The organism is Litoribacter ruber, assembly GCF_018449405.1.
Classification (GTDB): domain Bacteria; phylum Bacteroidota; class Bacteroidia; order Cytophagales; family Cyclobacteriaceae; genus Litoribacter; species Litoribacter ruber.
This window is the reverse complement of sequence record NZ_JAHCMY010000001.1, coordinates 372,789-386,922: the sequence shown is the minus strand read 5'-3', so window position 1 is coordinate 386,922 and position 14,134 is coordinate 372,789. Positions and strand designations below refer to the sequence as shown.

The window sequence follows — 14,134 nt, the reverse complement described above, 5'->3', positions numbered from 1 at the left end:
AATATAAGGTTATAATGAGAAGATTATTAATTGGATACGACATAGGGAGCTCTTCAGTGAAGACAACTTTACTAGATGCTGATACCGGAAAGGTAGTGGCAACGGAAAGTCTTCCAAAGGAAGAAATGGCCATTCATTCCCCGCAAAAAAACTGGGCAGAACAGGACCCCATGACATGGTGGAAATATGTGATCGAGACGACACATGCTGTCACTAAAATGGCAGATATAAAAAATGGGGAACTGAAGGCTATAGGTATATCCTATCAGATGCATGGGCTTGTGGTAGTGGACAAGGATCAAATTATCCTCCGGGAATCAATTATCTGGTGCGACAGCAGAGCCGTTGAGATTGGCAACAAGGCATTTAATGAGCTGGGAGAAGAATACTGTCTAAAGAATCTATTAAACTCTCCAGGTAATTTTACAGCGTCCAAACTGAAGTGGATCAAAGAAAATGAGCCATCCCTTTATAGCAAAATCCACAAAATAATGCTTCCTGGAGATTTCATTGCCATGAAGCTAACTGGTGAAATATTGACTTCAGAGACAGGATTATCAGAGGGGATTTTCTGGGATTTTAAAAGCAACGGCATCTCAGAAAAGCTATTATCCCATTATGGGATCGACAGCTCTTTGATACCCGAAGCCGTACCATCGTTTTCATTTCAAGGCAAGGTAACCCAAGAGGCGGCACAACTGCTTGGGATTGAGGCCGGTGTTCCCATAGCCTATCGCTCAGGAGACCAGCCGAACAATGCCTTTTCTCTAAATGTCTTAAAAGTTGGGGAAATAGCCACCACGGCCGGTACCTCAGGCACTGTCTTTGGCGTGATCGACCAACCGGTATATGACCCCAAATCGCGCGTCAATTCTTTCGTCCATGTTAATCACCGCCCGGAAAACCCAAGTTACGGGGTGTTAGCATGTATCAATGGGACGGGAATCCTTAATTCCTGGATGAAGAAAAACCTAGGCAACAGCAGTTTGGACTATGAGGAAATGAATAACCTCGCTAGCGAAATTCCTATTGGATCAGAAGGACTTTCCATCATTCCATTTGGCAACGGCGCAGAAAGAATCATGGAAAACCAGCCCGTTGACGCACATTTGAATGGACTAAACTTTCTAAAGCATGACAGAAGGCATCTGTTACGTGCTGCCCAAGAAGGCATAGTTTGCTCTTTAACCTATGGCTTTTCAATCATGAAAAACATGGGATTGAATCTTAAAACAGTAAAAGCGGGGAATGCCAACATGTTTTTGAGCCCACTATTTAGAAAAGCCTTTGTCAACATGAATGATGTGGATCTGGAACTCTATGATACTGATGGCTCCCAAGGAGCAGCAAGGGGAGCCGGAATTGGAATTGGGCTGTATGGAAATGAAGAGGATGCCTTTCATGGATTGGAAAGACTAGCCTTGATAACTCCCAATGCATCAGATACTCAAGCTTATCAGGAAGTATATAGTACTTGGAATCAATATCTAAACAAATTGAAAAACAACCTATAAACTGGCAACCGCCAAATATTCAAAACTTAAAATATTTTAATAATATGTCTAAAAACTATTTCCCAACTGTTGACAAAATCAAATTTGAGGGCAAGGATTCCGATAATCCATTTGCCTTCAAATACTATGATGAAAACAAAGTGGTGGCAGGCAAGACCATGAAAGACCACTTTAAGTTTGCAATTGCTTATTGGCATTCATTCAATGCAAAAGGTGACGACCCATTTGGGCCAGGCACCAAGGAATTTGAATGGGATAAAGCCGAAGACCCAATTCAGCGGGCAAAGGACAAAATGGACGCGGCATTCGAGTTTATCCAAAAGCTGGGAGCTCCTTATTACTGCTTTCATGATGTAGATTTGGTAGATGAGGCATCCACCATTGCTGAGTACGAAAGCAGAATGAAGGCAATCACCGAGTATGCCAAACAAAAGCAAAAAGAAACTGGTATTAAGCTTCTTTGGGGAACTGCAAATGTGTTCAGCAACCCTCGCTATATGAACGGAGCTTCCACAAACCCGGATTTTAACGTGGTTTCTTGGGCCGCTACACAAGTCAAAAACTCCATTGATGCTACTATCGCACTTGGTGGAGAAAATTATGTGTTTTGGGGAGGAAGAGAAGGATATATGTCCTTGCTCAATACAGACATGAAAAGGGAGACTGAGCATTTAGCACAATTCCTTAAAATGGCTAGAGATTATGGCCGCAAGCAAGGTTTCAATGGTAATTTCCTGATCGAACCTAAACCAATGGAGCCTACCAAGCATCAATATGATTATGATGCTGCTACTGTGATTGGCTTTTTGAGGCATTATGGCTTAGAAAAAGACTTTAAGCTTAACCTGGAAGTCAACCACGCGACTTTGGCAGGCCATACTTTCCAACACGAACTTCAAGTGGCTGCAGATGCAGATATGCTAGGTAGCATAGATGCCAACAGAGGTGATTACCAAAACGGCTGGGACACCGATCAATTTGCTTTAAACCTACAAGAATTGACGGAATCATTGCTTGTAATCCTGGAATCAGGAGGAATTCAAGGAGGTGGGGTTAATTTTGATGCTAAACTTCGAAGAAACTCTACAGATTTAGAAGACCTGTTTCACGCCCACATTGGCAGCATGGATGCTTTTGCTAGAGCCTTGCTTATAGCCAATGACATCTTGGAAAAATCAGCATACAAATCTTGGAGAAAGGACCGCTATGCATCATTTGATGAAGGAAAAGGTAAAGAATTTGAAGCTGGTAATTTGACCCTTGAGGACCTGCGACAGCATGCAATTGATACCGGCGAACCGACATCAAAAAGTGGTAAGCAAGAAATGTATGAAAATCTATTAAATCAATACATCTAATATAACATACCCATATTAGTTATCTTTCTAAAATGGGATTTACAACTAATTAAAAAGCCAAGCAATTTCAAAAATAGCTTGGCTTTTTTTGTCAAAAAAAACTGGCTTTCAATGAAAACCAGTTTTTTAATTAAACCCAAAATTAGTTTCTTCTTTGGGGATCGATGGTTTCGATTGTCCCGTCTGGCCTGTGGTTTAGCTCAGCCATTTTAATGTTTCGTAAGTGAGTTTTCCCAGAGAGCTCTGTATCATGATAAAAGATATACCACTGACCGTCAAACTCCGCGATAGAATGGTGGTTTGTCCACCCCTCTACAGGTTTAAGTACAACCCCCTGATAAGTAAATGGACCATATGGAGAATCCCCTATTGCGTAAGCTATATTATGTGTATCCCCTGTTGAATACGAGAAATAATATTTATCATTATAGTGATGAACCCAAGCAGCTTCGAAAAACCTCTTTTCATGATCTCCAGCTAAAATAGGGTTACCATCCTTATCGATGATTTTCACATCCCTAGGCTCCTCATCAAATTGCAGCATATCATCACTTAACTTAGCCACTTTTGGGGCAATAGCAGGTTTGTCCCCGGCAGGCTCATCGGCATAAGGGTTTGAGCTGGTGGATACATACTCACCAGTCCTCCATTTTTGTAGCTGTCCACCCCAAATTCCACCCCAATAAATGTAATGTTGCCCGTCTGCATCCTCAAATACGGCAGGGTCAATACTGTAGCTTCCCTCCATCGGTTCTGGCTGGGGTGTAAATGGCCCTTCAGGCGAATCTGCCACCGCTACTCCCAAGCGAAATATATCATCGTGATCTTTGGCTGGAAAATATAAATAATACTTCCCATCCTTCTTGGCTGCATCAGGAGCCCACATTTGTCTTTTAGCCCAAGGCACATCATCGACATCCAAGACCTTTCCATGATCTACCACCTCACCCCCGACTTCTGCCATGGAATAAACATGGTAATCACGCATATTGAAATGGGCTCCCGAATCATCTTCTTCTACTACAGACTCTACATCATGAGATGGGTAGATGTACAATCTTCCATCAAAAACATGAGCAGAAGGGTCTGCGGTAAAGTTATCTGTTATCAATGGCTCATTTAAATAATACCTGTTGTCACTTTCTACATTTTCGGACGTGCCTTCTTGGGATTCACAAGAAAAGCATATTATCATGCCCGATGCTAGACTGGACCTTATTAACAACTTTAAATAATTCATACGTAAATTTCTTTTAAATCAAAATTAATTAAAAACCGATTCAATCAAAACAATAATGAAATCGATTTCATTATTGTATAAAAAAACATATCCACTTTTTGCAAGTGATAGTTTTAATCACTCAATTGGCAAGGCGTCATTTGCTGTAGTGGCGTAAAGTCCTATCATGTTACCCGTAAAACCACCTGCTACATTGGTGGATAAAATATCACCCGAAACATCAAAAAACTTGAAATCCCCATCTGCCAAAGCGTACCCAAAGGAGTAATCATCACCAGTAGCTTTTAACTGAAGCTTTATAGTGCCATCATAATTTACTCGTTCACTCTTTACTATTTGGGATTCCCCATCTTCAGTCCGCTCCAAAACAATATATTTCTCTCCGTTTACATTTGTAACTCCAAAAACATAGTTGAATTTTTCACTTTGAACTGCAGAGATTCCCGCCAACTCATTTTGGTTTTGGGGTTCGTAAGCAAGCTCTGTATTGAATTCAAAGTTTTTGTGTTGTTGTCTATAAAACAGTGTCGAGGTAGGCTTCACTTCTTTTATATTGACCTCAAATGGGTCAATCTCCAAACCACGCCCATTCATTTGGATAAAGTCTTCACGAGGGCCTCTCAAACCTATCCATCTATAATCTAGATTTTCTGAATCGAAATTTTCTTCATAGGTGAAATTTCCATTTGGGAAAAAGCCATCTTGTCCTTGTTTATTTTCGGTAACACCGTCAGGCATATTCAATTTGGGCCTCAGGGGGACCAAACCGTTTTCAAAAACCGGGAACTCACCAGACCAATCTACTGGAAGAATAAAGGTTTCTCTACCCGTGTTGACTCTATTTTTCTCATTAGGCCTAATGCCCAAAAATACCGCATAATACTCATCATCTGGCCCAACAACTAGGTCTGCATGTCCGGCCCAATCCACTTTATTTTCTCTGTTATCTTTGAGGTACCTCTGTGTTAAGATGGGGTTGTTTGAGGCCGGAACATAGGGTCCCATGGGTGCATCTCCCTTAAAAATCACCTCACTGTGATTGCCACCTGTACCACCTTCAGCACACATGAGGAAATACTTCCCGTCCTTTTTGTAAATATGCGGTGCCTCTATCCAGATCGGATTCGCGGAAGGGTCAACTCCTCCGTCTACGATTATTTTATCCGAACCTTTCACAACTTGATCATTTTCCAAGTCATATTCCCAGATTTTGATCACCCTATGGCCTTGATATCTTTCCTCCCCTTCATTGGGGGCATCATTGTGGACCACATAGGCCTTGCCGTCGTCATCAAAAAACATCCCCGGATCAATCCCTTCAAAATCCAACTTAATCGGATCACTCCACCCCTGGAAAGGATCCTGGGTCTTGACAACAATATTCCCAAAACCTCCAGCAAACTGAGTGGTGATCATATAAAAAGTATCATTGGAAGGGTTATACTTTATATCTGGAGCATAAATCCCCATACTGATTCCAGTATCATGTACTTTCAATTGGGATTTTCTATCTAGAACATGCCCTATTTGCTTCCAATTGACTAAATCATTGGAGTGAAAAATGGGAACACCCGGAAACATCGCAAAAGAGGATACTACCATAAAATAATCATCGCCCTTTCTTGTGATGGCAGGATCGGGGTAAGTACCTTGTAAAATGGGACTATAAAACTCTCCCTCACTCAAAGGGTGTTTTTCATATACTTCATCTAACCCCTTATACACTGCTTTAGCAAAAACAGGCTTGTTTTGTGCTGATTGTGCATTGGCATCTTTTAGAAAACCAAAACTTAGCAGAATCAGAAATAAAATTGAGAATCTATTTTCCATAAACCTTATATTGTTTTTTGTTTTAATACTTCCAAAATCAATTAAATGTAATCCAGTCAACCTCGACATGCCCCTCGCCCTTGTAAGTCACTATTATATCTTGTAGGCCCACCACGCTAGTTATTAAATCACTAGTTTTGATCGTCCAATCACTTTGGTTGTCAATTTGCAAGGAGGAGAGAACAACCTCACCATTATCACCGACAGCCTTAATTTCCAATTCTCCTGAAGCTTTTTGGAATTTTAGTCTGGCACTTATATGATTAGGGTTACTTTTACCAAAATCTACACTATTATACCGTACCCAGGAATCACCGGAAGAAAAGACAGATTTCCATCCCTGAAAAGGATTGTTTTCATCCAAAAATGAAAAGCTATAGCCATTTGCACTTTTCTCGCTGTATCTATCTAATTGAATCATACTACTTGCTGAAGTCAATCCAATTCCTCTATAGGTGGGTTTTACTTTCTTAATCAGCCCATCATCGGTGAAGAATAGACTATCCGCCCTAATGGACCTGTTTTTATCAAAGTCTGGAGAGTAATCATTATGATGATAAAAAAGATACCACTGATCCCCATATTCCACTATTGATTGGTGGTTTGTCCAGCATCCAGTAGGTGATTCATCCATGATGACTCCTTTATAAGTGTAAGGTCCAAGCGGGTGCTCTGCAGTTGCATATTCAATCCTTTCAGTTTTGTTTTCGACATGGGGATATGTCATATAATAAACACCATTACGTTCAAAAATAAACGGCCCTTCCTTTAGGCCTTCCGCTGGAAATGATTTTAATGTCTTGGGCTCCCCTTCCAATTCTATCATATTATCTTTTAGCTTGGCTCCAAAAAAGTCGTGTTGCGACCAAAAAAGATATCCTTGCCCATCTTTATCAATGAATACATTCGGGTCAATGCCGTCAACACCCGCAATAGGTCGTTCCTCCACATTATATGGCCCCTCTGGATTATCAGCAACCGCTACTCCTATCTTAAAACTTGAACCGTTAATATTTGGATTATTTTCTACTTCCTGATGACCTTTATATTTACTGGGAAAATAGAAATAAAATTTACCTTCTTTTTCAATCGCGTCTGGAGCCCACATACTAAAGGATTCCGAATCAGCCCATGGCACATCGTATTGGCTCACGATAACCCCGTGGTCTTCCCAGTCTGTTAAATTAGCAGACGAAAAAACGTGATAATCCTCCATACAGAACCAATTTGGTCTGCCTTGGGTGCTTTCACATTTGATGTCGTGAGATGGAAAAACATAAATTTTATCACCAATTACTCTTGCTGAGGGATCTGCAGTAAACTGATCTCTAATTAAAGGATTCTGCCCTAAACAGGCTAAACTGATAATCAGATTTAGTACAATGAAGCAAAGGATTTTTCTTCCCATTATTACTCTTTCTTAAATTTTATTATAATTCAATTGAATCTTTAATATCAAAAAAACCAAACTCCACTTGACCTCCAGGAGTACTGGAGGAGTAGTAAAACAACCCATATCTATAGCCCATGAAGTGCGGCAAAGTATATTTCATCGATAAAGCTTCGCCTAATTGTTCCCAGCTTTCGCCTTCATCCAGGCTATAATCAAAATAACCTATATCATTCCTGTCTTTGAAGTCACATCTGGCCCGAACCCAAACAGATGGAGTGTTAATTTTGACTGACACTTCTTCTGCATCCCAATTTTGATTAATTAGATAAAAATCATCATCTGTTTTCCTGACGCCTATAAAACCATAGTTTTGCTGAAACAAGGTTAACCCGGCAACATCCCCGTTTTTCATTCCAGAAATATTCAATTTGGTAGTTGCCATACTTTCAGGGCCAATAGTCCGCTGTGTCAAAGTGTTTCTGGCAGAATATATCGATGAGTCAACTCTATCTGTCTGCATTTTCAAAACTCCCAACTCTCGATCTATTGACCATAACTTCTCCACAGGATTGTGATTCCATTGCCACACCAAAGGTAGATCTGGCTCGTCTTGAGATCTCTTAAAATCATCTGACGCCACTATTCCTGAAATTAATCCTTCGTTTTCGGGAAGGTCAAGCTCAAGAGGGACTTTTCCATCAATTCCAAATACAGGCCACCCATCTACCCAAGTAACGGGAACCAAATATGGGGTGCGGCCGACGGCACCATTATCTTGAAACAGATACGCCATCCATTGCTCATTTGGAGCTTGGATCAAACCTCCTTGGGCCACTCCTTTATCTTGTAGAGCCAATCTGCCTTCATATGGACCTTCCAGTTTATCCGATTTATGAATTATTACCGTCCTCATCCCATCCTTTGGCCAAGCGATATTCATCAGGTAATAATTATTGTCAATCTTAAATATTTGAGACCCTTCTGCCTCCAAAATAAACTCGTCTCCTGCCGGTAATGAGGCATTTTTGAGAAGAATCCTTTCCGATCCAGGCTTGACATCGGATAAATCGTCCTGCAGTTCAGCAATTTTGATGACCCCATTTCCCCATATTATATAATTTTTTCCGTTGTCAAAAAACAGTGTATGATCATGAAGAGACGGAGAAAATTCAACCCGCTCCCAAGGCCCATTTTCAATGTCATCAGTGAAAAAAATGTGTGTTTTGGAGGTGGATTGTGAAAATGTACTCACATAAAATCTCCCTTCGTGAAATCTCAAAGAGCTGGCCCAAGAACCGCGGCCATATGCGTTTTTCCCCTCTTCCAAAGTTAATACGTCATTATCCTCAAGAATATCATAGGCATAATTTACAAGTTGCCAATTGACCAAATCCTTTGATTTCATTATGGGCACACCCGGGCTCAAATGCATCGTTGTACTACTCATGTAGTAGTTGTCGCCTACCTTAATTATTGACATATCCGGCACATCAGCATAAATGACAGGATTGGCTGCAGACTGAGAATACAGTATGGTAGTTGATGTAAAAAAAACCAATAGTATATATAGGTATCTAAAAATGTTCATTCCCTCGTATTATTTAGATAGTATCTTCAATTAAAATTCAATCTCAAAAGGACTGGCAGGCAAGCCCTCCGAATTGATTAGGTTTGCATTTGCAGGATTATCCGCCCAAGCATATCGTAACCTTGAGACATTTTCCAAACCATCAAGGTCTATTACCACGTTCTCCCCTTTGATTTCGGCACTCACCCAGAAAAAATCTCCAGTTTCATTGCCCAATGAAAACCCGCCCAATTTTTCCCCATTAAAGGTTTTTAATTCATTTCCTGCCTCAAAAAAAGAAATAAGCAACTGGTTATCATTCTTTTTTACTTCTTTCACAAGTGGCCCCGAAAAGACCCTTTCCTCCTTTTTATAAACCAGCCTATTGGCCTGAAGTGCTAGCCTTTCGCCCACTGATTTTTTATCCAGCGGGTGTATATCATTAGCTTCGCCTACATCAATTGTAATGGCCATCCCAGTATTTGCAATTGAAAGGCTCTTTCTTTGCATTTCCCGAAAACTTGCCCAGCTGCTTTCATGAGGTTTATCTTTTGCTTCCATGTAGTTGGGCAATTGGACGTATAAAAATGGCAATTCATCCATTTCCCATTCCTTCCTCCACCCGTTGACTAAAGCCTCAAATTGTAATTTGTACTTATCCTCCTTACCTACGTTAGACTCCCCTTGGTACCAAAGAACTGCGGAAATCCTAAAAAAATGAACAGGGGCAACCATGGCATTGTAGAGGCCCAAAGGCTTAAGCTTGATGTTCGTTTCATCGGGGGACGGCGGCATTTCAGCACCCACTTTAAACTTCCAAGAAGTGCTCAAATCAATTAATTGCTCTCCGATTTTTAGCGAATAAGGTTTGTTGGTAACAAAACCACCTTTACCCTTATCACTTATTACTCTAACCAAAATTAAATTGCTTCCTGAATGGAGTACTCCTGCGGGGACATCATACCTTCTTGGAGGGTATCTATAACCTGTGCTTCCAATAAAATGGCCGTTTATATAGACCTCATCGCGGTCGATAATAGTACCCAAAAGCAATTTACCGGTCAGCTCTTCGATATCTTTTCCCTCTATTTCTATTCTTTTGGCAAACCAATATACACCTGGGCCAAATCGACCATCCTCTTGAGGAAATAAGTCCAACTCTTCCATAAGATGCCAACCTTCTGAGTCGAAATTAAGCCACGCCTCCTTATCCTCAGACAACCCTTTATCTCTTGAATTTAAATCACTGATCCACTTTTCTCTTTGTTCGCGGTCATGCTCTTCAACAGCTCGAATAGCACTATCATTTTTAAAGTGTCTTGCTTCTTTAAGATCTTCTGGGAAACGCTCTAAATCTTCCTCCCTAAGCCAAGACTGAATAGGTGAACCTCCCACGCTGGAATTGATAATCCCGATAGGTATGTCATGTTGCTCATGTATTTTTTTGGCAAAGAAATACGGGACTGCGGCTACAGACCGAAGGTTTTCACTAGTTATTTCAATCCATTCCCCACCAGGTAGATCATCTCTTACTTCATCAAAATCATAAGCATCTGGAACATTGAAATATCGAATGGTTGACTTTTTAAAATTCTCAAACTCCTCTGGAAACATGGGCTCTACGCGTGCCATGGTGGTTTCCATGTTAGACTGTCCTGAGGCAAAAAACACATCCCCTACATAAATATTGCTCAGAACGATTTTTTCATCAATGCCCAGAACCTCCAAATCATAGGGCCCACCATGTGGCATTGGGGGTAATTGAACCTGCCATACGCCACTTTCATTGGTGGTGGTCTTCTCTATCAGTCCATTCAAACTCACCTGCATTTGGCTCCCAGCATCAGACCATCCCCAAATTCGGTTTTCAACATCCCGCTGGATCACCATATTGGAACTGATAAGCTTGGGCAGCCTTAGTTCTGCTCTTACTGAGGTAAGTGCAGAAGACAATAAGGCGACTACAATGAGGTATAGCCTGATTTTCATTTTTGATAAGGGTATTTTGGGCAAATAAGGATTTAATAGTCAGCTGAATCAGAAGTAACTTCCTTCTCCAAACCATCCAGAAACTAAACTTCATAAAAAAAATTATAAAATGCAACCGATTTCATTTTAATATTGTCATTTTGACACTTAAGGAAATCAAAAATATCATCGTATTTCCAGTGTCAAAATTGGACAAAAAAAAACACCTCTCGGATTTTTCCGAAAGGTGTTCTTGAATTTAGTACGATATAAATCCTCTATTCAACCCATTTGGCCACTTCCTCTTTGGAAGGGTTTTTGGCGTCGAGTTTCAGTTTTTTGCGCTTGCCACATACGTCGTTGAAGAGTTTGTTTACGTCTTGCTCCTTCAATTGCTCAATGGTATGGATGTTCAGATCGCGAATTGCCGGGATCAGGGCGGGATCTATGCCGCGCTTGATGAAATCCTCGTCGGTGGCGATGCTAACTTTCTTCTCAGGTCTCATCTGAGGGAAGAAAAGCACTTCCTGTATAGTCGACTTGTTGGTCAGCAACATGGTTAACCTATCTATACCGATACCCAAACCGGATGTGGGTGGCATACCATACTCCAAGGATCTCAAGAAATCCTCATCCATGGCCATGGCCTCATCATCACCTCTTTCAGCCAGCTTCAACTGCTCCTCAAACCTTTCACGCTGATCGATCGGATCATTAAGCTCAGAATAAGCATTGGCTATTTCCTTACCGTTGACAAAAAGCTCGAACCTTTCTACGAGGCCTTCCTCGGTTCTGTGCTTTTTCGCCAAAGGCGTCATCTCAATTGGATAATCTGTAATATAAGTTGGCTGGATCAAATGTGCCTCCACCTTATCACCGAAAATCTCGTCAATAAGTTTTCCACGGCCCATGGTATCATCCACTTCGATTCCAAAGTCAGCGCAAACCTTGCGTAGCCCTTCTTCATCCATCTTGCTTACATCCACATCCGCGTATTCCTTGATGGAATCGTACATGCTTAATCTGCGGTAAGGCCCGGCAAAATCAATTTCCTTGTCGCCCACCTTGACGGTAGACTTTCCGTGAACGGATACAGTAACCTTTTCCAACAAGTCTTCCACCATTTCCATCATCCAGATGTAGTCCTTGTAGGCTACATAGATTTCCATGGAGGTAAACTCAGGATTATGCGTTCTGTCCATACCTTCATTACGGAACATTTTCCCAAACTCGTACACGCCATCAAAACCGCCAACGATCAACCTCTTAAGATATAACTCATTGGCAATCCTTAGATACAAAGGCATATCCAAAGTGTTGTGAAAAGTGTTGAACGGACGGGCCGCTGCTCCACCATGGACGGCCTGAAGGATAGGGGTTTCCACCTCCAACCAGTTGTGATCGTCAAAGTACCTTCTCATGTTGGAAATGATCCTTGAGCGGGTCACAAACACATCCTTCACTTCAGGATTTACCGTAAGGTCCACATACCGCTGTCTGTATCGAAGTTCAGGATCGGTAAAGCCATCGTATACATTGCCCTCCTCATCTCTTTTCACCACTGGAAGCGGTTTTACGGATTTGGAAAGAATTTTCAATTCTGTAACATGCAGTGAAATCTCGCCGGTTTGGGTGGTGAAAATATACCCTTTCACCCCGATGAAATCCCCGATGCCCAAAAGCTTTTTGAACACCGTATTGTAGAAAGTTTTATCATCCTCTGGGCAGATATCATCCCTTCTGATGTAAATCTGCAACCTGCCCGTGGAATCCTGGATTTCGGCAAATGAGGCCGAACCCATTATCCTGCGGCTCATCAGCCTGCCAGCAATGGATACGCTTTTATAGTCGTTCTTTCTATTTTCGTAGTTTCTATGAATATCGCTCGCGGTGACATTGATAGGAAAAGACTCGGCCGGATAGGGATTGATCCCCAGCTTCATCAATTCTTCACGGTCTTTTCTTCGCTCTAATTCCTGCTCGCTTAATAATTGCATTGATATAGGTGAATTTTTACTGCTTTATTTATTATTCTTAATCGCTCTTCTACGCGCAATTTCCTTTTTGATCAAATCAAATTCCCGGCTAGACTGGCCCGAAATACTCGTATTTTCCTCCGCCCGACGTGCCAGATAGGGCATCACGCTTTCCACAGGCCCATAAGGAACATACTTCATTACATTATAGCCGCCCTTGGCCAGGTTGTATGAGATATTGTCACTCATGCCAAATAATTGCGCAAAGTAAATCCTCTCATCATTGGGCTTCAAGCCGTGCAGGGACATCAACTCGGTCAGCATGATATTGCTTAGTTCGTTGTGTGACCCGCTTACAAGAAACACCCTTTGTTTATTATTTATGCAAAACTGCAAGGCATCGTTATAATCCTTATCCGCAGCTTCTTTTGTCGGCTGAATTGGGCTTTCGTAGCCCATATCCAAAGCCCTTTGTCTTTCTTTTTCCATGTAGGCGCCTCTCACCAACTTCACACCCAGGTAATACTGCTTGGCCACCGCGTCCAAGTGTGCGCCTTTCAGTCTCTGGAGCATATCGTGACGGTACATCTGGTAGGTGTTGTACACGATAGCGGTTTCCTTGTTGTATTTCTCCATGGCTTCATAAACCATATCGTCAATCACATCCTGGAACCAGCTTTCCTCGGCATCTACCAAAATCCTCACCTTGGCATCATGTGCGGCTTTGCAAAGTTCGTCAAATCTACCCCTAAGCCTGTCAAAAGACGCCTGCTCCTCTTCGGTAAGCGGTTCTTTATCCTGAATCTTGGTCATGATGTCAAAATCCCCCAGGCCCGTCACCTTGAATACCGCAAAATCAATATGCATGGAGTTGGCTGCCTTTTCAATAGTCTTGAGGATTTCAATCTTGGTACTCTCATAGCTCTGCTCATCGCCTTCACCCTCCACAGAGTAATCCAAAATCGACCCAATGTTGTACTTGCCCAGATCCAGGGCGGTACCATGGCAATCTTCAATGGTTTCACCACCGCAAAAGTGGCCAAACATGGTAGCCTTCATCAAGCCCTTTACTGGAAATTTCAGCTTAAATGCTAAATTTGTCATCTTAATGCCCAGCTTGACGGCAGTCTGATTATTCATGGTAGCGAAAATGGCGTACATCTTCCTCAAATCTGCGTCTGTCTTGGATTCAAATGCTACCTGAAGATCATCAAAGGAAATTTTGGGTTCTGTTTTCATACATGATGCTCTAAAGTATATTTGGGTGGGACCGGTAGCATGGGTGCTC

General features: G+C 41.7%; 9 protein-coding genes. 2 read left to right on the top strand and 7 right to left on the bottom strand.

What is annotated here, in order from left to right; all coding sequences use genetic code 11:
• Nucleotides 1-14 precede the first annotated feature (14 nt).
• Both KI659_RS01750 and xylA read left to right on the top strand, forming a co-directional pair.
• Entirely contained in the window at nucleotides 15-1,514 is a 1,500-nt protein-coding gene (locus KI659_RS01750; RefSeq protein ID WP_213943617.1) for a xylulokinase, read from the top strand.
• A 44-nt stretch (nucleotides 1,515-1,558) separates the two neighbouring features.
• A complete protein-coding gene (gene xylA, locus KI659_RS01745; RefSeq protein WP_213943616.1) occupies nucleotides 1,559-2,872 on the top strand; it encodes a xylose isomerase in 1,314 nt (437 codons plus the stop codon).
• A 142-nt stretch (nucleotides 2,873-3,014) separates the two neighbouring features.
• Here xylA and KI659_RS01740 read toward each other — a convergent pair whose 3' ends face one another.
• From KI659_RS01740 to KI659_RS01710, 7 genes are all read right to left on the bottom strand, one after another.
• Nucleotides 3,015-4,112: a glycoside hydrolase family 43 protein gene (locus KI659_RS01740; protein WP_213943615.1), complete on the bottom strand. Its 1,098-nt coding sequence runs from the start codon at nucleotides 4,110-4,112 to the stop codon at nucleotides 3,015-3,017.
• Between the two features lie 117 nt (nucleotides 4,113-4,229).
• Nucleotides 4,230-5,942 carry a glycoside hydrolase family 43 protein gene (locus tag KI659_RS01735; RefSeq protein ID WP_213943614.1) on the bottom strand — a complete coding sequence of 571 codons (1,713 nt, stop codon included), beginning with the start codon at nucleotides 5,940-5,942 and terminating at the stop codon, nucleotides 4,230-4,232.
• A 37-nt stretch (nucleotides 5,943-5,979) separates the two neighbouring features.
• Nucleotides 5,980-7,350 (bottom strand): family 43 glycosylhydrolase, encoded by a 1,371-nt coding sequence (locus KI659_RS01730; RefSeq protein WP_213943613.1) that lies wholly within the window; start codon nucleotides 7,348-7,350, stop codon nucleotides 5,980-5,982.
• A gap of 22 nt (nucleotides 7,351-7,372) precedes the next feature.
• A complete protein-coding gene (locus KI659_RS01725; RefSeq protein ID WP_213943612.1) occupies nucleotides 7,373-8,923 on the bottom strand; it encodes a glycoside hydrolase family 43 protein in 1,551 nt (516 codons plus the stop codon).
• Between the two features lie 30 nt (nucleotides 8,924-8,953).
• Nucleotides 8,954-10,891, bottom strand: coding sequence for a sialate O-acetylesterase (locus tag KI659_RS01720; RefSeq protein WP_213943611.1), 1,938 nt, complete (start codon nucleotides 10,889-10,891; stop codon nucleotides 8,954-8,956).
• 257 nt (nucleotides 10,892-11,148) lie between these two features.
• Nucleotides 11,149-12,867: a lysine--tRNA ligase gene (gene lysS / locus KI659_RS01715; RefSeq protein ID WP_213943610.1), complete on the bottom strand. Its 1,719-nt coding sequence runs from the start codon at nucleotides 12,865-12,867 to the stop codon at nucleotides 11,149-11,151.
• Between the two features lie 24 nt (nucleotides 12,868-12,891).
• Nucleotides 12,892-14,085: a proline dehydrogenase family protein gene (locus KI659_RS01710; protein WP_213943609.1), complete on the bottom strand. Its 1,194-nt coding sequence runs from the start codon at nucleotides 14,083-14,085 to the stop codon at nucleotides 12,892-12,894.
• Nucleotides 14,086-14,134 lie beyond the last annotated feature (49 nt).